Here is a 23,576-nt window from a genome sequence, read left to right as displayed (position 1 = left end):
AGCGATGAACGAACGCGGTGCCGCCTCCCTCCAGACCATCCTGACGTACCCGCTCGTCCTCATGCTCATCTTCGGGATGGTGCAGGGCGTGCTCTACTTCCACGCGCAGAACACTGCCCAGTCGGTGGCCAACGGCGCCGTCCAGGCAGCGCGCGTCGAGGGCGGCAGCGTCGACTCGGGATACGCGGAGGCAGCCGCGCGCCTCGCTCGCGGGGGCGACGCGTTCGCGTCGGTCAACGTGTCGGTGACGCGCGGGCAAGAGATGGCCACCGCGCGGGTGGTCGGGCTGGCGCCGTCGATCGTGCCGGGCTTCCGTGGGCTACGGGTGGAGCAGTCGGCCACCGGGCCCGTGGAGCGGTTCACGTCAGGGGCAGGCTGATGAGCAGCGGCCCGGATCGTGCCGAGCGCGGCAATGTCGCGATCAACACCGTCGTCGTCGTCCCGATGCTGCTGCTCATCGGGCTGCTGCTCGTGATGGCAGGGCGGCTGGTGCTGGCCGAGGGCGTGGTCCAGTCCGCGGCGAACGAGGCCGCGCGGGCAGCGTCGATCAGCCGGACGGCGGCCGTGGCCGGTGCCCAGGCGACGTCGACCGCTACGTCGACCCTCGTGAACTCCGGGGTGAGCTGTGCGTCGACGTCGGTCCTGCCGGCGACCGACGCGTTCGATCTGCCGCTCGGGACCGTCGGGACCATCACCGTGCGCGTGGAGTGCGTGGTGCCGCTGCGCGATCTCGGACTGCCGGGAGCGCCCGGATCACGGACCATCAGTGCTACCGGGACATCGGTGCTGGACGCCTACCGGGGGCGGTCATGACCAGGGGGGTCGGGTGGATGCGGGTACGTCGCTTGCGGACCGAGCGGACCGAGCGGGGCGAGATCAACATCCTCGCGGCCGGGATGGTGCCCGCGCTCATCATCGCGATAGGCCTGGTGGTGGACGGCGGCGGCCGGCTCCAGGCCGAGGACGAGGCCGAGTACGCCGCCGATCAGGCGGCACGAGCCGCCGCGCAGCAGATCCGGATCGACCGTGCCCAGATGGGGCTGTCCCCTGAGGTCGATCCCGCGCGCGCGACACAGGCCGCCGCCGACACCCTTGCCGCGCTGGACGTGCAGGGCGGTGTGACCGCCGTCAACGGTGCGACCGTCAACGTCGGTACCCAGCTCACCTACGAGACCACGTTCCTCACTTTGATCGGAATCAGCTCGCTCAGTGTCACGGCCGACGCCGAGGCGCGAGCAGTCCGCGGGATAGGACAGGAGGAACCCTGATGAGCACCTCGACAGTCCAGGGTCGTGCGGTGACGGGCGAGCCCGGCGGACCGCGGTCAGGCACGGGCGCACGTGTGGTCAGAGGACTGGGCGCGGCATTGCTGCTGATCGTGCTCGTCGTCGGGATCCCGGTCGGCCTGTGGATCTTTGGCGGGCCGGTGTGGACCGGACCGGTCAGCATCAACCGGATCATCTCCATGCTGTCCAGTCCCGACGTGACCGGCTCCGTGCTGATCGGGCTCGTCAAGGTCGTGGGCTGGATCGCGTGGTTCACGTTCGCCTTCGCGGTGGTCGTCGAGGTGATCGCAGCGCTGCGTGGACGGCGCTCGCCGCACGTGCGCGGGCTCGGGACGCAGCAGCGTGCCGCGGCGGCGCTGGTCGGCGCGGTGATCACGATGCTCGTCGCGGCTCCGGCGGTCGCACCGGCGATGGCTGCGACGACGCCGCTCGAGACGGGAGCGACCGGGACTGCCGTGTCCGCGCCGGTCCTGCCCGGTGCCGATGCTGTTGCTGACACCGCCGAGAAGGTCGATGAGCGTGCCCGGGCCGACGAGGCGCCGTCGGCCACCTACACGGTGCAGCCCGGTGACTCGCTGTGGCGGATCGCCGAGCTCACCCTCGGCGACGGCGCGCTGTTCAAGCAGATCGCCGACCTCAACTACGGCGTCCGCCAGGCCGACGGCAACGCGCTCGACGCCGGGAACTGGATCGAGCCGGGGTGGGTGCTGAAGCTTCCGGCGTCTGTCGACGTGGGGGTCGCCGCGACCTCGGTCGGCCGGCCCGGCGACGGTGACGACGCCGGTGGCGGCGAGCCGGTCGGCATCGCGCCGTCGAAGAGCACTGACAGCGAAACCGCCGAAGTGGACGGGACGAACGACTCGGAAGGCACCGTCGATGTGCGCAACCGTGGCGCCGAGGCCGTAGAGGTCGTCGTCGAGCCGGGCGACACGCTCTGGGGGATCGCCGAGGAGGAGCTCGGCGACGGGACCAAGTACCCGGAGGTCTACGAGGCCTCCCGGGACACCGAGCAGCCAGGCGGAGCCCGGCTCACGGACCCTGACCTCATATATCCCGGCTGGACCGTCACGGTCCCGGGTGCGGAGGAGTCCACGACCGAGGGTGAGCGGGCCGACGACGCGGCACAGCCCTCGCCCGGTGCCGACGAGCAGGGGGACGAGCCGGCTGACGAGACCGAGCAGCCCGCCGACCAGGGCGCCGACGCGGGGGCCGACGAGCCGAGCGAGTCCGCCGGGCCTGCGGAGTCGGCGCCGGACGATGCCGGCGCTGACGAGTCGAGCAGCGATGGACCGGGCGTGGAGTCCGCGACCGGGGCTGCCGGGCGTGCACAGAAGTCGGCCCCGCCGGCACCGGCGCAGCCCGAGCCGGAGCAGGCCGCACCGGATACCGAGGTGACGCCTGAGGGCGCGGTGGAGGTCGAGCCGGAAGACATCCAGGAGCCGGGCGGCGCGGGGAACGACGTCGTGGAGCCGGGCGGGGGGCAGCCCTCGGACGAGCAGCCCGCTGGCGAGGCCCCAGCCGCCACGGAGCCGAACCGCGTCGGCCAGAACGCGGGACCCAAGGCGCCCAGCTCGGACCGGGACGGTGCCGGACAGCGCGACGACCAGAGCGGTTCGGAAGGTACGGGCACGCCCGACCCCGCGGACGCAGGGACCGGCGCCGCTCGTCTCGGCGGGGCCGAGTCCAGGGAACCCGCTCCGGAGGAGACCGCCGAGGGAAACCTCGTCCCGCAGGCTCCGCCCTCGCGCGAGGAGACGGCCGAGCCCCAGTTCGACGAGGTGACGCCCGAGGACCTCCAGAACGACAATCTTCTCGAGCCGGACGAGTCGGCACCGCAGACCCGCACGGGGGACGCGCCGCTCGGTGAAGGCCTCATCGCTGACGAGCTCATGCTGCAGGAGGAGCCCTCCGCCGACGAGACGGATTCCGGCAGCGGCACCACGGGCACCGATCCGACGTCGGACGACGAGCGGGCAGCCGAGACTCGCGCCGAAGCACCGGCCGAAGAGGCCGCCCCCGTACCGGACCCCGACGTGAGCGAGACCCCGGTCGGCGAGGCCGTCACCGAGGAGGTCCTGCCCGACGAGCTCACCGGCGACGAACCCGTCGCCGGTGACTACGCACCAGAGGTCGCTGTACCCGAGGTCGCCGTGGAGCCCTCGCCGCCGGTGTCAGCCTCGGCGACCGTCGACGTGGCCGGTGCGACCACCGCGCGGCCCACGGCGTCAGCGGGAGCAGCAGCCATCGTCACCGCCGCCGGCACGTCGCCGCTCGACTCGGCGTCCGGCGTCGTGTCCGAGGTCGTCGACGACATCGACGAAACCGTAGACATCCGCACGGTGGCCGGCGTCGGCGGGCTGCTCGCCGCCGGGCTCATCGCGCTCGTCGCCATGAAGCGCCGCCGCGTCCACAAGGGCCGTGCGCCCGGCGAGACCGTCGTCGTACCCGGGCCGGACACTCCGGCGGGTGCGCTCGAACGCGACCTCCGCACCGTCGAGGACCCGTTCGGGCGCAGCCAGGTCGACAGCGCGCTGCGCAGCCTGGCGCGGTGGCACCGCGAACGCGGCCTCCCGCTGCCAGGCGTCCGCGTGGCACGGCTGAAGAGCGGTGAGTTCGTCGAGCTCTACCTCGATCGTCCCGCCGACCTGCCCGAACCCTGGACCGGCACCACCGACCGGTGCGCCTGGCAGTTCGCGGCAGGCGACGCCGACGCAGCGGCACAGGTCGACTCGCGGGGACCAAGGGCCGCTACCGCCGGAGCCGACGACGGCGAGGCGCCCTACCCGGCCCTCGTGACCGTCGGCCACGACGACGAGGACGCGCACCTCATGCTCGACCTCGAGCACCTCGCATGCCTCGACATCCGCGGCACCGACGCCGCCGCCCAGGCGACGCTCGCTGCGCTCGCGGTCGAGCTGGCGACGAGCCTCTGGGCCGACGACCTGCAGGTGACGGTGGTCGGCACTCTCGGCGAGCTGCCGGGCGTCGTCGACACGGGCCGGGTCCGGCACGTGCCCAGCCTCGCGGGCATCATCCGCGAGCTGGAGGCCCGCGCGGCCGACGTCGACCGGACGCTCGCCCAGGTGGGCGCGGGCTCGGTCGCCGAAGCGCGTGGCCGCGGGCTGGCGACGGATGCCTGGACACCCGAGATCCTGCTGGTGGGGGAGCGGCTCGGCCTGGTCGAGCGCGCCAAGCTCGAGAGCCTGGTCGAACGAGTGCCCGGTGTGGGCATCGCGGCCGTGACGTCCAGTGCCGAGGTCGGCGACTGGGCGCTCGACCTCACGGGTGAGCTCACCAACGGCGACACCACCCGCGGCATCCTCATGCCCGCCTACATCGCCGTGCGTCCACAGCAGCTCGACGCCGCCACCTACGCACAAGCCCTGGCCTTGTTGGCCGACCCCGAGACCGCACCTGGCCCCACCTGGAGCCGTTCGATCGACCGCACCGAACCGACGTTGGAGGAGATTCCGATGGACGTTGTCCGCGCCGGTGCCGCGGATTCCGACGTCGCGGTCGGTGAGGTGGCCGGGCATGCGCCGGCGCCGGGCTTCGGGACGGGTAACGGGGGTGGCGGGTCGGCGTCCGGGCAGCCCGAGAGGTACTCGCCATGGGCGACGGCTGCGGTCAGCGTGGCGACGCCGCCTCTGGGTACGCCGGTCGTCTCGGATCCGCGGTCTCGGGTCGAACCAGCCTCGCAGGTCGAGGCTGCCGAGACCCACCAGGCTGCCGAGCCCCAGGTCCTCCAAGCCCCGGTCGTGCGAGTGCTCGGCGGCGTCGAGCTCGCCGGGACGACGGGCGTCGAGCTGCCGTCCACCCACCAGCGGCAGGCGACGGAACTGATCGCGTTCCTGGCGTTCAACCCGGGTTCGCGCGGGTCGGACATCTCGAAGGCGCTGTGGCCGTCGCGGGAGCCGAATCTCGCGACCCGGCGTTCCGCGGTCTCGCGGGCGCGGCGCTGGCTCGGCACGGACGCCAACGGTTTCGAGTACCTGCCGCGCTACTGGTCCGCCGACGACGGCGGCCAGGCCGACCTCGAGTCCGCCGGCTACCGGCTGCGCGGGGTGAGGACTGACTGGCACTCCTTCTGCGACCTGGTCGGTCCGGACCTCACGCAGACCCCGACGCCGGACCTCCTGGCCGCCCTCGACCTGGTGCGCGGCCGACCGTTCGAGGGTGTCGCGCTGCGCAAGTACGTGTGGGCGGAGCAGCTGATGCACACGATCTCGTCGGGCGTCGTGGACGTGTCGCACGAGGTCGCGCGCCGCGCGCTGCTCGCGGGCGACGTGGCGACGGCACGGCACGCGTCGCAGGTGGGGCGGCTCGCCGACCCCGTGGACGAGCGGTCGTGGCGCAACGGGATCCGCGCGGAAATCGCCTCGGGCCGACGGGACGCGGTGGGCCGACTCGTCGACCGGCTGCGCGACCACCTGGAGCAGCTCGCCATGGAGCCGGAGCCGGACACCGAGGAGCTGCTGGCACAGGTGGACGAGCAGGACCGCCGCCGTGAAGCTGAGGCTGGCCGAAGGACCCAGGGCTAGCCTGTCCCCGCTGTTGGTCGAGCCTGTCGAGACCCGTCTCGGCAGGCTCGACCTCGGTTATCCACAGCACCCACTTTCCGGATTCCGTCGCCCGGGCTAGCGTCATTCTTGGCCGTTGCGGATATGCAACGGTGGGGCGTGAGCGGCAGGGGGACGCGGATGGATGGCGCGGCGATGCGTAGTGCAGGGTTGGTCTTGGCGGCTGGCCTGGCCTTGTCCGCTTGCACGGGTGCAACCCCAGATCCTGAGGTGAGTACCGGCCCAACCGGCGATCCGACGCCTACCGCGTCTGCGAGCCCGTCCCCGTCTGTGCCGACGAAGCCGGAGCGCCCGGAAGCGATGGAGCGCGAGGACGCGGAGGGGGCTGCTGCGGCGGCGGAGTACTTCATCGAGCTCTACCCGTACGTGATGGCAACGGGGGACACCGAGGAGTTCGAGGCGATGTCGCACCGGGCTTGTGGGTTCTGCGACGACGTACTTGAGGACGTCGCTCAGTTCAAAGAGAGTGAGCAGACCTACGAGGGAGGCGACTCGAAAGGAACCATTCTCGTGACCTACACGCGGGACGAAATCACGGGGATCTACCCGTTCGATATGGCGATCCGGCAGGAGGGATCAGTGGTCATCGACGGTGCTGGCGCTGTGGTTTCCTCGGCGGATCCATCAACATCTGAGGTGCGGATCGAGGTCGGCAGGCGCGCTGACTCGTGGGTCGTGGTCGAGATCGCGTCGGTACCCAAGTGATGAACGCCATGCGATCCCGCTCACCAGTGCTCGTATCGGTGGCTTTGATTGTGGTTATTCACGGTGCCGCAGTGGCCCGAGCGACTTCTGATCACCCCTCGATTGGAGGCCGTGCCGAGCAACAGACGATCACGGTCGAAGCGCAACTGTCGGACAGGGCGCCCGTGGTCCGCGACTCAAGTGCTAGCACCGGCTCACAGTCTTCCGCGCCGCACGTCCGCCAATGGCGCATCACTCCCGCCATGTGTTTCCTCCGCGATCTTGGAGGTGCTACCGCATTCGCCGAATCTTGCGACGAGGGCCGCCAACTGGCCTATGCCGGGATTGAGTGCGAGGACGACGAACAGGCAGTCGGTGCCCTGTTCGAGCAGCGGCGCGAGGCGAACGGCTGGTCAGGTGCCGCACTGGTCGAGGACGAGTCCTGCTTGGCCGAACGCCGCCAGCAGATAGACATCCCGGCCGCCGCGGCGAAGGCGTTCCAGGAGATGAAGATCGCACCGTCCGAGGTGAACGTGCAGCCACCGGACGGATGGACCCTGGTCAACGTCGACACGATCGCGTTCACTGAACGTCAGCCCCGCACAATGAGCACCAGTTTGTTCGGCATGCCCGTAGAAATTCGGGCGGTCCCGAGCAACTATTCGTGGGACTTCGGCGATGGATCGGCCCCTCTGGTGACCAGCGACCCCGGTGCGCCCTATCCGGCGCATACGGTTGCCCACGCCTACACGAAGACCGGCGATGCGGTCATCTCCCTCACCACCACGTGGCACGGGCAGTTCCGCCTGGCTGGCGAACCGACCTGGTACGACGTGGCGGGAGAGGGGACGACTGTGTCGTCGTCGGGCAGCTTGGAGATTCTCGAGGCGAGGGCACGGCTGGTCGAAGACCTGTACGGCGGTTGAGCCAGCCCGGAGCTGCACGGTTGTCGGCGTAGCGAATGCCTACGGTGCCGAGGGGCGGGATCCGGTCGTGTCGAGGCAGCGGTCGATCAGCGCGGTGAGCTCCAACGAGAGCGGGAGCTCGGCCTGTTCGCTGGCAGCCACGCCGTCGTAGAGCGTGATCGCGACGGGCCCAGGCTGCTGGTCAGCCGCAGCATCGGTGCAGAGTAAGACGCCAACTGTTGGGCCGTGAACGTCTGGCACGCGGACCAGGTCATCCACCAAGTCGAGCGTGTAGCGAGCACGCGCGACAAGGGCTGGATCGAACCGGCCGGGCTGGACCTGGATAGCGATGTAGCGCATCTGGGTCACGTGAAAGAGCAGTAGGTCAACCGTGTAGTCCCGGTCATCCTCCGTGAGGCTCACATGGCGGTCGACCAGGCACATGTGACGATCCGGGGTGGCTAGCAGGTCCTCAAGGTGATCCACCACGATGCCGGTGAACGACCGTCGGATCGAGTCGACGAGCTCGCCCACCACGTCCTCGAATCCCTCAGGCCGAAAGTCTTCGGTGCGCTGGAAGAAGCTCATGAACCGCTCCCCTCGATCTCGTTGTCGCGAGCGGGGTGGTGCTTGACATCGGGCCAGGTGAAATCGCTCATAGCCCAAGCCTGTAGAGGCATTCCAGCATCCGCCACCCGAGTTGCATATGTGCAACGAAACCATACGATACGGTGCCGGGCCAGCAGTGCTTCATGACGAGTTCCTGGGCTTCCCATGTCTTACGTTGGCCGGATGTTGTGAATTATCACGGAAGCGCCTTGCCGGGGAGACGGATATAGCGCACCCTTGCTACGGCCGTGTTCACTGAGTTCTGCCCGAAGTTGAGGGAGTCGCCGGATGGTCTCGTCCGCCATCACGCCTACGCGCACCATCGCCATCCTCATCGGAGTCGCAGTCATTGCGGTAGCCGGGTTCGCGGTCGTGCGCTCAGGAGTGTTCGAGCCAGGGACGGTCCAAGGTGCGATCCCGGGTCCGGGCTCGTCGTCCCCCTCGGTCTCGGCGTCACGGAGCCCATTGGCATCGCCGTCCCCGACAGCAACGGCTGCGCCCGACCCGACGACGCCGGCGCAGATCAAGGCGAAGAACATCGCCGACGCGAAGGCGCGGCTCGTGGAGTACTACGAGACGACGGCATCGGTGGCAAACAACGGGTACCAGGACTGGGAGTCCAAGTTGTTGCCGTTCTGGGGGCACCCAGATATCCGGAACTCCTTGCGAACGGCATATACCGACTACGCGAAGAAAAGCGACTATACGACCGGAGCGGCCAGTGTCGAGACGCTTGATGTCGCGAAATATCGACCGGATGACGCTGGCTTCGAGACGGTCCACTTGCGCGCATGCGTTGATTTCGGCCAGGTGAAGAACTTCTCGAAGGATGCTGAACCGATCCCTCGTCAGGCAGGCGCTCCAACGCGCTATATATTTGACTACGCAATGCGGCATCAAGGACCGGACAGTGTCTGGACTATTAACCAGCAGGTGCCACATCCGGAGCAGGCATGCTGACGTCGATAGCCACTTTAAGAGTTGGTCGCCTTCTGGCTTCATCGGTGACGGCCTTGGCGATGACGCTTGTAGTCCTCATCCAAGCACCGACAGCGGTTGCCGACGTGTGCATTCCCGGTACGACGCCGGATGGCGTCGTCATTCCCTGTGAAGTTGGCGGGGGTGGAGGTGATGACGGAGGTGGGGGTGGCGATAACCCAGGTGGTGGTGTTCCACAGCAATGTGACCACCTGGGAGATGAGATTCCATGTTCGTCGCGGTATGGCTCGTGGGATGGCGATTGCTACGTGCGTGCTGCCGTCCCACAGCCTCCCAAGGGCTCAGGCGCGTGGGAAGGCAACGACGACGGCTACATCCTTGAATGCACCCCATACGCCTGCGCACAGGCGGGCGGCGATTTAACCAACTGCCCAGGCCATTCCTTCTATTGGTCGCCGGATGCCCCCGCACCAGTGGGCCCTTCTGCCGAAGAGCTAGCGCAGCGTGCCGTGGCTGCGATGAACCTCTCCATGGGGCAGATCGGCTCCACCCCGCCATCGTCCACCGGTGCGCCTAGTTCGGTCGGAACCATCGGACTTCCCATCTGGCTCTGGATCGCCAATCCCGCGCCGAACACGACTGGCCCAATCACCAGCCCTCCTCAGCCGGGGGTAGGCCTCAGCGTCACGGCGAGGGGGACGCTTGACCGTGTCGAGTGGACATTGACCACTGAGAATGGCGCCACGGTGGGTGCAATTTCGTGTGACGGCCCCAACGCGGCAGGCACGCCGTACGACGGCCGTAATAGCGCGGAGCCGTCGCCCACCTGCGGATTCGGTGCCGATCTGAACAACAGCTCGGGCAACCTGACTCTAACCGGAACGTCGCACTGGACCGTCGAATGGCAGAGCACCAATGGGGAGTCTGGCCAGATCCTCTTCACGTCGCCGCCCAACAACACCCAGATCCGGATCGGCGAGCTCCAGGCAATCGTGCGGGACTGAGATCCACCAGGGCCGTCGACTGTTCTATGGCCGATCACCGTCGTGCTGCTAGTTCACACTGTCAACGACACAAATGTTCGGACGCGCCACCTCGCCGCCGATAAGGTCGTCTTGCCGTGCTAGCGATCTTCGCTCGCGGCGACAGGGGGACGACGCAAGGGTCGCCTGTGGTGAACCGCCGACCCGGTCTACGGCTGCATTAGGAGACCAGCTCCCCGAAGCGCTCGTACCTCCAGGCGAGCAGCTCCGGGCTCGGCCGGTCGGCCCGTCGTCTGGGAAGCGTAATCGTACGGCCGTGCATCTCTTGTAGGCCGTGCTTCAGCATCGGCCCGTCCACTTCCTCAAGAAGCTGGTGGGCGATGCGAACCTCAAAGTCAGGCGTCACGCCGAGCATGTTCTGGTCGTACGCAGCGTGGTGGATCTTGCAGAGCGCAAGCCCGTTGTCCACCGTAGGCACTCCACGCTCCTCCGAGTCCGGGACGATGTGTGCTGCGTCGAGCAGTGACGCGTGCTTGAGCTCGCACACCGCACATTGCTTGTCGTACGCGACGACGACCCGCGTGCGGAATGCCGGCTGGTGCAGCCGCTGCTTCGCCAGACGACGCGCATACTCCCGTTGTGGCTCAGGCATGCGCGTGATGCTGGGTATGAAGTTGAACGACTCGTCGAGCGCGATGATGAAGGTGCGTTCCTCTGGCCGATCCCCGACCACGTAGACCGGCGTGACGGGCGTATAGATATTCGGCTGCTCCTTGCGAAACAGGATCAGCGGCGATCCCGACACGAGCGCGTTGCGGAGTTTTCGATTGTCACCCGACCACGGGTCGCCCTTGCGGTAGGCGTAGTGGAGCAGTCCGTCGTCGGACTCCGTGTCGTCGTACGGGCCGTTGGGGGCGCTGACGATGGACAGGGTCGCCTCGAAGGACGTCGGGTTTCGAATGCCGCGTGAGTAGTCGATGATCGGGAGCTTCTGGTCGTCAATCCAGAATCCGAGAAGCTCATCGCGGAGCAGGAATCCGCCATTTGCCTCAGCACGCTCCTGGACCCAGGCGATGATGCGGGCGCGTAGGGCATTCTCGACCTGGGACTCCATGGGCACAGCTCACCAGATGTCGGCGACTCGCGATAGCTCTGAAGCGGGTGAGCGGCCCAGCGACGGTCGAGCGGAGGCCGGGTCGGCGCAGGCCGAGCGCTTGACGCGCTCACTATGCGGCGCAGGATAGACCGCATGACGTCTACAGGAAGCATCGTCCGCGGTATCGGCCAAGTAGCCCTCGGCGCCGTCTTGCTCACCGCCGGCATCGGCCACCTGACCAAGGCGCGCAAGGAGTTCCAGGCCCAGGTCCCCACCTGGGTGCCTATCGATCCCGACACGGTTGTGGTCGGGTCGGGGATTGTCGAGATCGGCCTTGGTGCCGCGCTAGTGGCCACTTGGAAGCAGCCTCTCCGACGTCGGCTCGGGGCGTTGGTTGCGGCGTTCTTCGTCGCGGTCTTCCCGGGGAACATCGCTCAGCTCGTGGAGCATCGGGACGGGTTCGGCCTCGACACTGATCGCAAGCGGGCGCTCCGGCTTATTGGACAGCCGGTTCTCGTCGCGTGGGCGTTGGCTGCGACGCGGAAGTAGGGGTCTCGACGAGCTCGACCAGCGGAGCTGAGTCCGATCGTCGGGTGTCCTCACACCTGGTCGAGCATCCCCAGGCTGCTCGCGAACTCCATCAGCTCGAACGTCGAGCCCGTCACCATGGTCGCGCCAGCCGCCTTTGCGGTTGCCGCGAACGGCCCGACGTTGCCATAGAGCGCAAACGGCGTGACCGGATCGGTCATTCGGAACTTCGTCAGCAGACGTAGTCCGGCGTCCGGGACATCGACGCCCGACTCCTGACGGCCCATGTCCGAGATGACCAGGCCATACGCGTGGCTCTCGAGGAGCTGCAGCGCCTCGCTGGTCGAGCGCGCGATCTCGACGTGTGCGCCGTCGCGTCGCCAGGAGTCGGCGAGAACGGCGTTGTTCTCCGGGTGGTCGTCGACCCAGAGGATCGAGTGGAACGCGGGGCCGGTCGGTGCCGAGATCCGGCGCTCCTGTTCCTCCAGCATCCAAGATGTATCGTCGGGATCCCACGCGGCGCCCTCTGACCCCTCCGCGGGCTCGGCTTCAGGATCCGGCAAGGCGTAACCCGGTGGGGTTCGCTCCCCTGGCCGGGACGTGGTTCCCCCGGGAACGCTGTCCGCATGGTCCAGCCGCTGCTTCAGCGATGCCACCTCGCGCTGCAGGTCGGTGATCATGTCCGACTGCTGGTCCGTCGCCTGCTTGAAGTTGAGGCGCTGCCCACCGATCTCCAGGGTGACATCGTCAGAACTGCGCAGCTTCGACAGGAGTTGCCGTCCGAAGACCAGCAGCACGACGATCACGAGCAGGGGCCACAGGAGGGCGGCGATAGCGCTGATCAGGTCGGCCACGGGGTAAAGGTACAGGTCAGAGGATGATGGGACGGAACGGGCGCCCGCCACCACAGACGTTGGAGGTCCATCGGTGACCGAGCCACTCGATCGCGTTCGCGAGATCTGCCTCGCTCTGCCCGAGGTGACCGAGAAGCTGAGCCACGGCTCGCCCACGTGGTTCGTCAAGAAGACCTTCGTGAGCTTCTCGGATCACGGGCACGGCGGTCCGCTCGCGATCTGGTGTGCCGCCGCGCCCGGCGCGCAGGAAGAAGGAGGGTCAAGCCTCCAGCAGGCCTCGGATCTCCTCCGGTCCCAGCGAGCCCGCGAACGCCCCGGCGTCATCACTCAGCACCGCATCAAAGAGCCGTGCCTTGCGTGCCTTGAGTGCCATCACCTTGTCCTCGATGGTGTTCTCCGAGACCATCCGGAACACCATCACGTTCCGCGTCTGCCCGATCCGGTGCGTCCGGTCGATCGCCTGCGCCTCCGTCGCCGGGTTCCACCAGGGGTCCAGCAGGTAGACGTAGTCGGCCTCGGTGAGGTTGAGCCCGAACCCGCCGGCCTTGAGGCTGATCAGGAACACGGGTGCGGTGCCGTCCTTGAACCGGTTGATCACCTCGGCACGCTTCCGCGTGGACCCGTCGAGGTACTCGTAGGGGATCCCCAGCGCCGTGCACACCTCCGCCGCTTTGGCCAGGAACGACGTGAACTGGGAGAACACCAGCGCGCGGTGTCCCTCGGCGGCGACCTCCGCGAGCTGGTCCGCGAGCAGGCTCAGCTTGGCCGACGGGACACCCTCGTACTCCGGGTCCACCAGGGAGGCGTCCAACGCCATGCGGCGCAGCGTCGTCAGGGCGCGGAAGACCGCCACCCGGTTCTCGTCGAAGCTCTCGAGCAGACCCAGCAGCCGCGACCGCTCGCGCTGCAGGTGTGTGTCGTAGATCCGGCGGTGCTTCGTGTCCAGCGTGACGCGGAGCACCTGCTCCTGCCGCTCGGGCAGCTCGGGCGCCACCTGTTCCTTGGTGCGGCGCAGCAGCAGCGGCCGGATCCGACGGCGGAGCCGGGCCAGCAGCTGCGTCGAGTCGCCCTCACCCGAGATGGGCTTGACGTAGTCCTCACGGAACTTGGTCGGTGACCCGTACAGTCCTGGCGCCACTATCGCGAGCATCGCCCACAGCTCCATGAGGTTGTTCTCCATGGGCGTGCCGGTGATCGCCAGCTTGAACGGCGCCTTGAGGCGGCGGGCGGACTCGTTGGCGCGTGTCTGGTGGTTCTTGGCGAACTGCGCCTCGTCCAGGATCAGACCGCTCCACTCGACGTCGGCGAACGCCTCGAAGTCCAGGCGGAAGATCGCGTACGACGTCACGACGACGTCGGCGTCCGCGGCCACCCGCGCGACGGTGGTCCGTGCCTTCGCGGCGGTGGTCGACAGCATCGCCACCTTCAGGTCCGGCGTGAACTTGGCCGCCTCGGCGGCCCAGTTGCTCACCACCGACGCCGGCGCGACCACCAGGAACGGTGCGCCGTCGTCGGGCCGCTCCTGCCTGGCCTGGGTGACGAAGGCGAGGGTCTGCACGGTCTTGCCGAGGCCCATGTCGTCGGCGAGGATCCCGCCGAGCCCGTGCCGCCAGAGGAAGGTGAGCCACTCGAAACCGTGCTGCTGGTACGGCCGCAGATCGGCCTTGAGCCCAACGGGCGGCGGCACGGGCTCCGGCCCGTCGACGCCGTCGGCGGTCAGCGATATCAGGTCGCTCACCGAGCGGCGCCAGCGGTCGGACTGCTCGACGATGTCGGCCACCTGCTCCAGCTCTGCCCACAGGCCGGCGTTGAACCGGCTGATCCGCAGCTTGCCCGGCTGGTCGGAGAGTCGTTGTGCCTCCTCGATGAGCGCCCGGAGCTGCGCGAACACGGGCAGGTCCGTCCGCAGCCAGGTGCCGTCGGTGAGCATGAACCGCTTCTTGCCCCGCGCGAGCGCATCGAACACCGGGCCGAAGGGGATCTCGCGCCCGTTGATCGTGACCATGACACCCAGGTCGAACCAGTCCAGGTCGGTGCTGTCGTCCGCACGCATGCTGACCACCGGCACCGCTTCGAGGCCTTGGTACTCGGGCAGCTTCTCGCTCTCCACGCGGACGTCCGGCTGCTCCTCGAGCACGGGCAGCACGGTGGTGGCGAAGTCCATCGCCTGCAGCCCGCGGAACACCTCGGGCGCCACCCGGAAGTGACCGAATCCCGGCACCTCGCGCACGGCGGCGATCACCCTGCCCAGGGTCGCGGCCTCCGCCGCGAGATCACGCAGGTCCGCACCCGGTTCCATGGCAGTGGTCAGCGGATACTCCTTGTCCGACGGCGGGTACGCCCACCGCCACGCCACGCTGATCTCCGCCGGCGAGACCGCCTTGACGGTGGCGACCAGCTGGGGCTGGGGCAGGTCCGGCAGCTCGACGTCGGGGTCGGCGTGCACCTGCACCTCCCGGCGCAGCAGCGGCAGGTAGTCCGCCAGGAACTCGTCGACCGCGTCCGCGGGGATCTTGAGATCGGCCAGGTGGACCGCCGCGAGCTCCTGGTCGGTGAGGGGTGCCGTCGTCGGGCCGAGGGTGATGGTGCGGCCAGAGGGGGACTCCTCGACGGCGAACAGGCCGTGCCGGCCGAGCGCGCCGACCGAGGTCGCCAGGGTGACGGCGCCGTCGAAGGCGACTGTCCGCTCGAGGCGCGCGCCGCCGTCGGGCAGGGAGAGGTCGAGGGCGATGGACGCCTCGCCGGCCAGCCGCAACGACTCCCGCTTGGACTTGCCGACCAGCTTGATGCCGAGGTCGGCGGCGTCGGCGAGGTGGCGCCAGAAGGGGCGGGGGAGCACGTCGTCCAGACTGATCCAGTCGCCCGCGCTGATGTAGCCGTAGCCGCGCGGACTCGTGGCCCGCAGGGCGTCGAGCGTGGTGAACCACTCCCGGACGACGGGGTCGATGCCACGCAGGAACCCGTTGCGGATGTAGTTCCACGACGCGGTGCCACCCACCCACGAACCCTTGTCGTTGCGCTGGACCGGCCGCATCGACAGGGAGAGGTTGTTGTCGACGGTCGTGCCGTCCACGCGGAGCTGCAGCGCCAGCACGGGCCGGGGATCGGCGGTCGACGGGTGTGCCGGCGGAGCCTCGACCGGTGCCGTCGGCACGAGCTGCTGCACTGCCGCCTTCCACGCAGGGACCTGCGGCGTGCGCTTCAGCGAGGACGCGGGCCGGACCATCGACGCCAGGCCGTCCGACCCGGACTCGATGAGCGTCGCGACGACGTGCTTGCAGGCGGATCCGACCGGGCAGGTGCAGTCCGTGCCGACGACGACGGGCGGCCCGGGGCTGTTGGTCCTGAACTGGATGGAGCAGGAGTAGGTGCTGCGGCCGCTGCCGCGCACCCACGAGATCAGCAGCAGGTCGTCCGGCAGCCACTCCCACGAGATGACCCGGCCCTGCTTCTGGTAGTCCTCGCCGCGCAGGTATGCGCCACTGCCCACCAGGAGCTTGATCGCCGCGGGGTGGATGCGCGGGGCGGGAACGGTTGCGGGCACCCCTCCATGGTTCCACGCCCGAGCCACCGGTCCGGAGTTATCCACAGCGTGCCTTCAACCCCACGGTGTGGGTGACCTCTGGGAGAGTGTCGCCATGCACACCCTGCCCGACGCCGGACGCCGGCCCGCCGCACTCAGCGTCCTTCTCCTCGCGGCCGCCGTGTGGATGTCCGTCCCGATACGGCTGCTGGTTCCCGGCACCGAGCTCGACCTCGGCTTCACGGTGGACAACGCGATCTTCGTGATCGAGAACGCGGCGATGGCCGGAACAGTCGTGCTCGGCGTCGGAGCCGCAGCTCTCCGGGCCAGACGCGTCCTTGTCGGGGCGATAGCGGTCGTCGGTCTGCACCTGCTGTTCCAGCTCGGCACAGCGGGGGTGCAGCTGGTGAACGGCGCCCGGCCCGAACTGGTCCTCGATACCCTCATCGCCGCGCTCGCGCTGACTGTGGTCCTCGGCGGTGCCGTGCTGGCCAGGGTCCTCCGCACGCCGGCGGCCGCGCGTCGGACCGGCGTGATCGTCGTGCTGGTCGGCGCACTCATCCACAGCCTGTGGACAAACGTGCTGCTGCCGCTGGTCGCGCTCATGCCCTACGGCGGCCCGCCGCCCGGGTTGATCGGTGCCCTGGCCCTGAACGTGGCGATGAGCCTGCTCGTTGTCGCAGCGGCGGTGCTGTGCGGGTGGGCCTCGCCCATGTCCCGGCGGATCGGCGCACTGCTGGTCGCCGTCGTCGGCGTGTTCGGGCTCGTCTCGGTCCCCGGTCCGTTCAGTGCCTTCGATGTGAGCGACATGGCCTACGCTGCGGTGCGGCTCGTGCGGGGACTCGTGATGCTCGCCGCGGTGGTGCTGGCGGTCGCTGCCGCGCGACGGCTGGTGGCGGCCAGGCAGGCCACGAGCGCCGCGGATGTTCAGCCCCAGGCGTAGGCACCGCCCCCTGCAGAGGCTTGAGCCCGGGGCCAAACGTGTACTACTACTTCGCCGTGCTCACCCGGATCTCCTCGAGTGCGACTACCTCGAGGATCTGCTTCACGATGATCGGGCCGACCGATTCCCACGAGAGCATCTCGGCGATCACCATGTAGGACAGGTCGTCCCCGGTGAAGCAGCCGCCGCGGTGCAGCGCGTTGACGAGTCGGTGCTTGGGCCAGTCGAGCTCGTCGAGGCGCTCGACCCGCCGCACTGCGGGGAAGAGCCGGCCGACGGGCAACGACTTGAGGCGGGTTACGGCGGCCTCGGCGAGGCGGGCGGTACCGATGTCGGTCTTGCTGTCGACCTGACCGACGTACCACGCGTCGTCCTCGGCCATGACCTCGCGGAACCATGGGAACACCTCACCCCAGGTGGGCGTGGGGGTGACGGCTGGTGCGTCGGACATGTACGGATGCCTCCTGTCCCTGTGTAGGTAAGTGCTTCAATCCTTGCACCGTTCTACTCGTTAAACAGGCACGATTGGCTCTGGTGACCGGACCTCATCCACTAATTCACCCGCCCAGCGGTTGCCGAGGAACGGAAGCCGTGCGAGAGCCACGCATGCCGAACACGATCGCAGTTGCCAGGTACCCGAGAGAGAGGGCGACGAAGAGCCCGGGCGACCATCCGGCGTCGGGCACGAGGAAGGCCGCGAGGGCTGCCGCGCCCACGAAGGCCGCGTTGTAGAGGACGTCGTAGAAGGCGAACGCGCGGCCGCGGTAAGCGTCCTCCGAGTCGCGCTGCACGATCGTGTCGACCGCGATCTTCGCGCCCTGTGCGGCGAGCCCGAGCAGGGCGGCAGCGGTGACCACGCTGACGAAGCCCGGCTCGGGCACGAGGATCAGCTGCGACGCCCCGGCCACCACCAGCATCACGGCGATCCAGGACTGCGGGGCCATCCGCCGCGCCAGCACCGCGGTAAGCAGGATCGCCAGCCCGCCGCCGACGCCCGTCGCGCCGATCACCGTGGCGAAGGTGGTGAGACCGGCAGCGCGGTCGCCCGGCTCGGCCAGAAGGTTGCGCGACATCAGGATCGCCGCGATGAACACCACCCCGTACAGGAAGCGGTGCAGCGCCATCACCAGCAGCGCCTGGCCGGGGGTACGGCGCGCGGCGAGGTAACGGGCGCCGTCGACCAGGCCGCTCGCCACTGCCGCTAGCTCGCTCCGGATCGAGCCGACGGCGGGCTGCAGCGGTCCCAGCAGCGTGCGGGACATCCGCAGCCCGAGCAGCGAGGCACAGCCCATGACGACGCAGGCGCAGGTCAGGGCAGCCGCGTCCTGGATGCGACCGGTCGGAACGGCCAGGCCGAGCACGAATCCGATGCCGCCGCCGAGGAACGCGGCGCCCGCACCGAGCGTCGGCGTCAGTGCGTTCGCCGTGAGCAGCAGGTCGCCCTGGACCACGCGCGGCAGGCCCGCCGAGAGGCCGGCGAGAAGGAACCGGTTGACGCTCAGGGCGGCGAGCCCCAGCACATAGATCGCGGGCGTGACGCCCTGCGTCAGCATCAGCGCCGCCATCGTGCCGGTGATCAGGACACGCACGGCGTTGCCGTACACCAGCACCTGCCGCCGCTGCCACCGGTCCAGGAAAACGCCGGCGAACGGTCCGACGATCGTGAACGGCGCCAGCATGATCGCGAACGCGCCTGCGATAGCCGCCGCCGACCCCTGCGACGTCGGGCTGAAGAACAGCAGGTTGGCGAGGCCCACCTGGAACATGCCGTCGCCTGCCTGGGACACGAGGCGCACGGTGAACAGCTTGCGGAACCCGGGCAGACGCAGCAGCGCTCGTAGCTCGGCAAGGACGGTCACTCGCTCACAGTAGTTGTCGGACCTGCTGTGGCGACTGGCGACGGCGGTGCCGACGCGGGGGAGGGGGACCAGGCCTGCCGCCGAAGTTCATGCGGTGTCCATCTTGTCGTCATCGGGGGTCGGCCGGGCTGCCACGGGCCGGCGTCAACCTGCCCCTGTGTCTCCCGATCGCCGCCACGCGGCATTCATAGCTTCTGGCGCCGTCCTCGCACTGGGGCTGAGCGCGTTCCCGGCTTTCGCCGCTCCCCCGACCGAGCGTGGTGAGGTCTCGACAAGCTCGACGAGCGGGTTGGACTCGACCGCCGGGTCGGGCTCGACCGGTGGGTTCGGCTCCGCCCGTCGCGGCGAGACCTTCCACCGGCTCGCCACCTACCCCGTCTTCCAGAACGCCCCCGTCGGCGCCGACCCCGCCGACGAGACGGTCGCCGAGATCTCCGCGGTCAGCGAGGACGGCAAGACCCTCATCCACACCGACGCGGCCGCGCGCCGCATCGGGTTCGTCGACATCAGCGACCCCGACTCGCCCCGAGGCCTCGGCTCGCTCTCCCTCGCGGAGCTCGGCTCGGAGCACGACGAGCCGACGTCGGTCGCCGTGGTCGGTGACTACGTGCTCGTGGTGGTCGACAGCTCGACGTCGTTCACCGCGCCGTCGGGCCGCCTCGACGTCGTCGACCTCGCGACCCGCACCCGCGTGCGCTCCATCGACCTGGGCGGCCAGCCCGACTCCATCGCGGTCACGCACGACGGCGCCCACGCCGTCATCGCCATGGAGAACCAGCGCGACGAGGACGTGCTCCCCGACACCGGCGACGGTGAGGAGGGCGACCTGCCGCAGGCCCCCGCCGGGTTCCTGCAGTTCGTCGACCTCCCGGGCTCCGACCCCCAGACCTGGCGGACCCGCCCCGTCACGCTCGACGTGGCGGCGCTCGCGGCCGCGGGCCTGGACACCCCGCAGGACGTTGAGCCGGAGTACGTCTCGATCAACCCGTCCGACACCAGGGTCGCGGTGACGCTCCAGGAGAACAACGGCGTCGCGGTGCTCGACGTCGTGTCCGGCGAGCTCGAGAACGTGTTCTCGGCGGGCACCGTCGCGCTGGAGGGCGTCGACGCCGCCGACGACGGAGCCATCGACCAGACCGGCTCCGTCGAGGCGGCCCCGCGCGAGCCCGACGCCATCGGCTGGGTCGACGACGAGCACGTCGCCACCGCGAACGAGGGCGACTGGAAGGGCGGCACCCGCGGCTGGACCGTCTTCGAGGCCGCGACGGGCGACGTCGTCTGGGACGCGGGGGCGGACCTCGAGGAGCTGGCTGTGCGCGTTGGCCTGCACAACGAGGACCGCGCCGGCAAGAAGGGCGTCGAGATCGAGGGCCTCGCGGTGGCCACGCTCGACGGCGTCCGCTACGCCTTCGTGGGCTCCGAACGCTCCAACTTCGTGGCCGTGTACGACGTGTCCGACCCGACTTCCCCGCGGTTCGTGCAGGTCCTGGCCACGACCAACGGTCCGGAGGGCATCCTGCCGGTCCCGTCGCGGAACCTGCTCGTCGTGTCCTCCGAGGAGGACTCGGCCGAGGACGGCGTCCGTGCGTCCGTATCGGTGTTCGGCAAGGGACACCGCTACGCCCGTGACGCCGGCTCGCCGGCCTTCCCGTCCATCGTGTCGGCCGACGCCCGTACCGCGACGGGTGAGCGCAAGCCGATCGGCTGGTCCGCTCTCGGCGCGCTCTCGGCCGACCCGAGCAAGCGCGACCGGCTGTGGACCGTGACCGACGCCGCGAAGTCGCCCACGTCGATCCTCTCCGTCTCGACCGCCGGTCGGCGTGGCGCGGAACTCCCTGCGGTCATCGACCGCGAGATCGTCGTGACGGAGGACGGCGAACCCGTCGGCCTGGATGCCGAGGGTATCTGGGCGCGGCCGTCGGGCCGAGGTTCGTCCGGTGGGTTCTGGCTCGGCGTCGAGGGCGCCACGGGTGCGGAGAACGCGCTGGTGCGCGTGTCGTCGTCGGGCCGCGTGCAGGAGCGCGTGAGCCTGCCCGCCGACGTCGCCGCCGGTCTCGGCAAGTGGGGCATCGAGGGCGTGACCGGTTCCGTGGACCGGGCGGGCGAGCACCTGTTCGTCGCGCTGCAGCGGGGTCTGACCAGCGACGACGGCGTGGGTGGTTACGCCCGCATCGGGCGGTACGACGTCGCGACCGGTGAGTGGACCTGGTTCGGCTACCCGCTGTCCGCCCCGACGTCCGACGGCGACTGGGTGGGTCTGTCCGAGATCACGGTGGTGGACCGCGACACGCTCGCCGTGATCGAGCGAGACAAGCTCAATGGCCCGGCGGCGGCGCTCAAGGCGGTCTACACGGTGGACCTGCCGAAGCGCGACCCGCGTCCGGGGACGGTCCCGGTGCTGCGCAAGCGGCTCGCGATCGACGCCTTGCCTGCGCTGCGTGCCACCAACGGGTGGACGCAGGAGAAGCTGGAGGGCCTCACGATCGGTGGTGACGGCCACGTGTACGCGGTCACGGACAACGACGGTGTGCAGGACGCGACGGGCGAGACCGTGTTCCTCGACCTGGGCAAGGCTCGCAAGCTGTTCAGGTGAGGCGATCCGCTGGTCGACCGGTGAGGTGACCACAGGTCTGCGGGGTCTGTTGCTCTGCGTGGACAAGATCTACGCGGAGCAACAGACCCCGCATTCGTAGTACTTCCCCCGGACCTGCTCAGCCCCGCGCGTCGACGTGGATCGCGAGAGCGCCGTACGCCGGGACCGTCGCCGTGAACCAGCCGTCAGCGTTGACGGTCCGCTTCACCGAGCAGTTCGACGACGCGACGACGTCGCAGTACGTGCCCGCCGGGAGCGGCGTCTGGAACGAGCGCTGGACGGCCGACGCCGTGTTGTTCAGCACCACGTAGCCGCGGTTGCCGCGGCCGTACGTGATGAGGTTGCCGCCGTCGTCCCACCAGTTGGTGACCGCCGTGCCCGCCACGGCGTTGTGGAAGCCGACCATGCCGCGGATCTCCGTCCAGCGCTGCGTGCACGTCCACCGCCCGGCACCGCAGGTCGCGTCGGGCACGGAGGCCTCGCCGGCACCCGGCGCGCCGGCGTCATTGTTCGAGAACTCGTACCCCGAGTACACGGTTGGTGACCCGTACGGCCAGGACAGCAGGAACGTGTTGGCCAGCACGTACTTGGCGCCCCACTTGTAGTTCATCGACTCTCCGTTGCGCTCGGTGTCGTGGTTGTCCACGAACACGCCCGCCCGCCCCGACTGCAGCTTGCCGTCGCCGATGTACCGCAGGTTCTTGATCTGCCCGTCGAAGTCGTGCTTGAGCTGACGCGCGTAGTCGAACTCGTGCGAGTCGCCGCTGCCCAGGTACTCGGATGGCTGGATCGGCTCCCCGGCGGCACCGATCACCTCGTGCACCCAGAAGACGTTCGGGTTGCTCATCCGCGACTTGATCGCCTCCAGGTCCGACGCCGGCACGTGCTTCGACGCGTCGATCCGGAACCCGTCGACGCCGAGCGAGACCAGGTCGTCGAAGTACGCGGCGAGCCTGCCGCGGACGTAGTCGGAGCCGGTGCGCAGGTCCTGCAGCGCGACGAGGCGGCAGTTCTGCACCTGGTACCGGTTCGTGTAGTCCGAGATGTCGGTGCGGCAGTCGTTGAAGTCGGCTGCGCTGTACGTGCCCGTGAAGTTGTCGTCCGAGTACGGGGTCCCGGCCACGCCGGTCCCCGACCGGCCGGCGCCTGCCATGTGGTTCACGACGGCGTCCGCGATCACGCCCACACCGGCGGCGTCGCAGGCGGCGACCATGTTCGCGAACTCGGCGCGGGTGCCCAGCTTGGACTCGATCCGGTAGCTGACGGGCTGGTACGACGTCCACCACTGGGAGCCGCGGACGTGCTCCATGGGCGGGGAGACCTGCACGTAGCCGAACCCGGCCGGACCGACGACATCGGTGCACTCCGCGGCGACGGAGTCCCAGGTCCACTGGAACATGTTGAGGATGACGTCACCGTCACCGTGCGCGGGAGTCGCGGCCCGGGCAGGCTCGACGGCGGGGGTGGCCGTGGTCGCGACCAGGCCAAGGGTGAGTGCGGCGGCGAAGGTCGTCAGGGTGGCGAGCAATCGTCGGGGCGCGTTCGGACGGCGCGTCATAGCGGCTCCTTGCGGCGTGTTCCCGGGCTGAGGCACGTGCGGCGCTGCACGGCTGTTTCCGGATCTTGCTGCAAGCGTTGCAGAGCATTCGGCGACACGCCAGAGGCCCGGGTGAAAGACCCGGGCCTCTGGCGTGTCGGAGGTGTGGACTCAGTCCTCGTTGGGCATGAGGATCCAGAACGCGATGTACGCGAGAAACTGCGGCCCCGGGATGAGGAACGAGGCGACGGTGAGGATCCGGACCAGCGTGGGATCCCAACCGAATCGGCGCGCGATTCCGGCGCAGACGCCGGCGATCATGCGTCCCTGGCGCGGACGAGAAAGTGTCTGTGTGGTCATGTCATCGACGGTACGGACGTTGCGGCCGCCTGTGTATCCGGTGATGCCCCGGTCGGCCCCTGATCCTTCCCTGGGAGTCCCCAGGGTGGTCTCACGCCGCCTGGCGCTCGTTCGGGATGAAGATCCAGCCGATCACGTAGGCCAGGACCTGCGGTCCCGGGATGAGGATCGACGCGACGGCGACGATGCGCACCGTCGTGGGATTCCAGCCGAAGCGGCGGGCGATACCGGCGCAGACGCCGCCGATCATGCGGCCCTGACGGGGACGGAAAAGTGTAGGTGTGCTCATGCCGTCGA

20 protein-coding genes are annotated in these 23,576 nt (G+C 69.2%); 11 read left to right on the top strand and 9 right to left on the bottom strand.

The genetic code is table 11. The features are described from left to right. The first annotated feature begins 4 nt into the window (after window positions 1–4). The 6 genes from ACQEVI_RS11285 (at window position 5) to ACQEVI_RS11260 (ending at window position 7,476) form a co-directional block, all read left to right on the top strand. A complete protein-coding gene (locus tag ACQEVI_RS11285) occupies window positions 5–379 on the top strand; it encodes a TadE/TadG family type IV pilus assembly protein (protein WP_432898344.1) in 375 nt (124 codons plus the stop codon). After that, window positions 379–813, top strand: coding sequence for a TadE/TadG family type IV pilus assembly protein (locus ACQEVI_RS11280; RefSeq protein WP_432898341.1), 435 nt, complete (start codon window positions 379–381; stop codon window positions 811–813). Before ACQEVI_RS11285 ends, ACQEVI_RS11280 begins: the two co-directional genes overlap by 1 nt. Beyond that, on the top strand, window positions 810–1,268 hold the full coding sequence (locus ACQEVI_RS11275; protein ID WP_432898339.1) for a pilus assembly protein TadG-related protein: 459 nt from the start codon (window positions 810–812) through the stop codon (window positions 1,266–1,268). The genes ACQEVI_RS11280 and ACQEVI_RS11275 overlap by 4 nt, the downstream gene beginning before the upstream one ends. Then, the gene (locus ACQEVI_RS11270) at window positions 1,268–5,827 is read left to right on the top strand and encodes a LysM peptidoglycan-binding domain-containing protein (protein WP_432898336.1); all 4,560 of its coding nucleotides are present in this window, start codon (window positions 1,268–1,270) and stop codon (window positions 5,825–5,827) included. The genes ACQEVI_RS11275 and ACQEVI_RS11270 overlap by 1 nt, the downstream gene beginning before the upstream one ends. Before the next feature lie 123 nt (window positions 5,828–5,950). Next, window positions 5,951–6,571, top strand: a complete 621-nt coding sequence (locus ACQEVI_RS11265) for a DUF6318 family protein (protein ID WP_432905899.1) — start codon at window positions 5,951–5,953, stop codon at window positions 6,569–6,571. Continuing rightward, a complete protein-coding gene (locus ACQEVI_RS11260) occupies window positions 6,571–7,476 on the top strand; it encodes a hypothetical protein (RefSeq protein ID WP_432898334.1) in 906 nt (301 codons plus the stop codon). Before ACQEVI_RS11265 ends, ACQEVI_RS11260 begins: the two co-directional genes overlap by 1 nt. A 39-nt stretch (window positions 7,477–7,515) precedes the next feature. On the opposite strand, the gene ACQEVI_RS11255 is transcribed toward ACQEVI_RS11260, so the two are convergent. Further along, entirely contained in the window at window positions 7,516–8,043 is a 528-nt protein-coding gene (locus tag ACQEVI_RS11255; protein WP_432898331.1) for a PDDEXK nuclease domain-containing protein, read from the bottom strand. A 309-nt stretch (window positions 8,044–8,352) separates the two neighbouring features. Here ACQEVI_RS11255 and ACQEVI_RS11250 point away from each other — a divergent pair, with 309 nt between their 5' ends. Both ACQEVI_RS11250 and ACQEVI_RS11245 read left to right on the top strand, forming a co-directional pair. After that, entirely contained in the window at window positions 8,353–9,024 is a 672-nt protein-coding gene (locus tag ACQEVI_RS11250) for a hypothetical protein (protein WP_432898328.1), read from the top strand. 497 nt (window positions 9,025–9,521) lie between these two features. Next, on the top strand, window positions 9,522–10,007 hold the full coding sequence (locus ACQEVI_RS11245; RefSeq protein ID WP_432898325.1) for a hypothetical protein: 486 nt from the start codon (window positions 9,522–9,524) through the stop codon (window positions 10,005–10,007). Between the two features lie 199 nt (window positions 10,008–10,206). Here ACQEVI_RS11245 and ACQEVI_RS11240 read toward each other — a convergent pair whose 3' ends face one another. Continuing rightward, window positions 10,207–11,100 carry an HNH endonuclease gene (locus ACQEVI_RS11240; RefSeq protein ID WP_432898322.1) on the bottom strand — a complete coding sequence of 298 codons (894 nt, stop codon included), beginning with the start codon at window positions 11,098–11,100 and terminating at the stop codon, window positions 10,207–10,209. Window positions 11,101–11,235: 135 nt separating this feature from the next. Here ACQEVI_RS11240 and ACQEVI_RS11235 point away from each other — a divergent pair, with 135 nt between their 5' ends. After that, entirely contained in the window at window positions 11,236–11,631 is a 396-nt protein-coding gene (locus ACQEVI_RS11235) for a DoxX family protein (RefSeq protein ID WP_432898319.1), read from the top strand. 50 nt (window positions 11,632–11,681) lie between these two features. On the opposite strand, the gene ACQEVI_RS11230 is transcribed toward ACQEVI_RS11235, so the two are convergent. Together ACQEVI_RS11230 and ACQEVI_RS11225 are read right to left on the bottom strand one after the other, a co-directional pair. Continuing rightward, entirely contained in the window at window positions 11,682–12,416 is a 735-nt protein-coding gene (locus tag ACQEVI_RS11230; protein WP_432898316.1) for a hypothetical protein, read from the bottom strand. Between the two features lie 307 nt (window positions 12,417–12,723). Then, a complete protein-coding gene (locus ACQEVI_RS11225) occupies window positions 12,724–16,008 on the bottom strand; it encodes an SNF2-related protein (RefSeq protein ID WP_432898313.1) in 3,285 nt (1,094 codons plus the stop codon). 94 nt (window positions 16,009–16,102) lie between these two features. On the opposite strand from ACQEVI_RS11225, the gene ACQEVI_RS11220 reads away from it, so the two are divergent. Beyond that, a complete protein-coding gene (locus tag ACQEVI_RS11220; RefSeq protein ID WP_432898310.1) occupies window positions 16,103–16,930 on the top strand; it encodes a hypothetical protein in 828 nt (275 codons plus the stop codon). Between the two features lie 46 nt (window positions 16,931–16,976). On the opposite strand, the gene ACQEVI_RS11215 is transcribed toward ACQEVI_RS11220, so the two are convergent. Next, window positions 16,977–17,381 carry a hypothetical protein gene (locus ACQEVI_RS11215; RefSeq protein ID WP_357448055.1) on the bottom strand — a complete coding sequence of 135 codons (405 nt, stop codon included), beginning with the start codon at window positions 17,379–17,381 and terminating at the stop codon, window positions 16,977–16,979. Between the two features lie 106 nt (window positions 17,382–17,487). Further along, window positions 17,488–18,789 carry an MFS transporter gene (locus tag ACQEVI_RS11210; RefSeq protein WP_432898307.1) on the bottom strand — a complete coding sequence of 434 codons (1,302 nt, stop codon included), beginning with the start codon at window positions 18,787–18,789 and terminating at the stop codon, window positions 17,488–17,490. A 157-nt stretch (window positions 18,790–18,946) separates the two neighbouring features. Here ACQEVI_RS11210 and ACQEVI_RS11205 point away from each other — a divergent pair, with 157 nt between their 5' ends. Next, on the top strand, window positions 18,947–21,382 hold the full coding sequence (locus tag ACQEVI_RS11205) for an esterase-like activity of phytase family protein (protein WP_432898304.1): 2,436 nt from the start codon (window positions 18,947–18,949) through the stop codon (window positions 21,380–21,382). 118 nt (window positions 21,383–21,500) lie between these two features. Here ACQEVI_RS11205 and ACQEVI_RS11200 read toward each other — a convergent pair whose 3' ends face one another. From ACQEVI_RS11200 to ACQEVI_RS11190, 3 genes are all read right to left on the bottom strand, one after another. Beyond that, window positions 21,501–22,940, bottom strand: a complete 1,440-nt coding sequence (locus ACQEVI_RS11200) for an alpha-amylase (protein ID WP_432898301.1) — start codon at window positions 22,938–22,940, stop codon at window positions 21,501–21,503. Window positions 22,941–23,090: 150 nt separating this feature from the next. Next, window positions 23,091–23,279, bottom strand: coding sequence for a PspC domain-containing protein (locus ACQEVI_RS11195; RefSeq protein ID WP_116677359.1), 189 nt, complete (start codon window positions 23,277–23,279; stop codon window positions 23,091–23,093). Between the two features lie 91 nt (window positions 23,280–23,370). After that, on the bottom strand, window positions 23,371–23,568 hold the full coding sequence (locus tag ACQEVI_RS11190) for a PspC domain-containing protein (protein WP_377141573.1): 198 nt from the start codon (window positions 23,566–23,568) through the stop codon (window positions 23,371–23,373). Between the last annotated feature and the right edge of the window lie 8 nt (window positions 23,569–23,576).

This window comes from Promicromonospora sp. CA-289599 (assembly GCF_050936155.1).
In the GTDB taxonomy this organism is placed as follows: domain Bacteria; phylum Actinomycetota; class Actinomycetes; order Actinomycetales; family Cellulomonadaceae; genus Promicromonospora.
The sequence above is the reverse complement of the archived record's forward strand: the minus strand, read 5'-3'. Positions and strand labels throughout refer to the sequence as shown.

What these genes read in the sequence shown, in the direction of transcription:
- ACQEVI_RS11250 (WP_432898328.1), top strand. Translation starts at nt 8,353, where the DNA reads ATGGTCTCGTCCGCCATCACGCCTACGCGCACCATCGCCATCCTCATC.
- ACQEVI_RS11190 (WP_377141573.1), bottom strand. Translation starts at nt 23,568, where the DNA reads ATGAGCACACCTACACTTTTCCGTCCCCGTCAGGGCCGCATGATCGGC.
- ACQEVI_RS11200 (WP_432898301.1), bottom strand. Translation starts at nt 22,940, where the DNA reads ATGACGCGCCGTCCGAACGCGCCCCGACGATTGCTCGCCACCCTGACG.
- ACQEVI_RS11220 (WP_432898310.1), top strand. Translation starts at nt 16,103, where the DNA reads ATGCACACCCTGCCCGACGCCGGACGCCGGCCCGCCGCACTCAGCGTC.
- ACQEVI_RS11255 (WP_432898331.1), bottom strand. Translation starts at nt 8,043, where the DNA reads ATGAGCTTCTTCCAGCGCACCGAAGACTTTCGGCCTGAGGGATTCGAG.
- ACQEVI_RS11240 (WP_432898322.1), bottom strand. Translation starts at nt 11,100, where the DNA reads ATGGAGTCCCAGGTCGAGAATGCCCTACGCGCCCGCATCATCGCCTGG.
- ACQEVI_RS11195 (WP_116677359.1), bottom strand. Translation starts at nt 23,279, where the DNA reads ATGACCACACAGACACTTTCTCGTCCGCGCCAGGGACGCATGATCGCC.
- ACQEVI_RS11280 (WP_432898341.1), top strand. Translation starts at nt 379, where the DNA reads ATGAGCAGCGGCCCGGATCGTGCCGAGCGCGGCAATGTCGCGATCAAC.
- ACQEVI_RS11260 (WP_432898334.1), top strand. Translation starts at nt 6,571, where the DNA reads ATGAACGCCATGCGATCCCGCTCACCAGTGCTCGTATCGGTGGCTTTG.
- ACQEVI_RS11285 (WP_432898344.1), top strand. Translation starts at nt 5, where the DNA reads ATGAACGAACGCGGTGCCGCCTCCCTCCAGACCATCCTGACGTACCCG.
- ACQEVI_RS11245 (WP_432898325.1), top strand. Translation starts at nt 9,522, where the DNA reads ATGAACCTCTCCATGGGGCAGATCGGCTCCACCCCGCCATCGTCCACC.
- ACQEVI_RS11235 (WP_432898319.1), top strand. Translation starts at nt 11,236, where the DNA reads ATGACGTCTACAGGAAGCATCGTCCGCGGTATCGGCCAAGTAGCCCTC.
- ACQEVI_RS11270 (WP_432898336.1), top strand. Translation starts at nt 1,268, where the DNA reads ATGAGCACCTCGACAGTCCAGGGTCGTGCGGTGACGGGCGAGCCCGGC.
- ACQEVI_RS11265 (WP_432905899.1), top strand. Translation starts at nt 5,951, where the DNA reads ATGCAACGGTGGGGCGTGAGCGGCAGGGGGACGCGGATGGATGGCGCG.
- ACQEVI_RS11215 (WP_357448055.1), bottom strand. Translation starts at nt 17,381, where the DNA reads ATGTCCGACGCACCAGCCGTCACCCCCACGCCCACCTGGGGTGAGGTG.
- ACQEVI_RS11275 (WP_432898339.1), top strand. Translation starts at nt 810, where the DNA reads ATGACCAGGGGGGTCGGGTGGATGCGGGTACGTCGCTTGCGGACCGAG.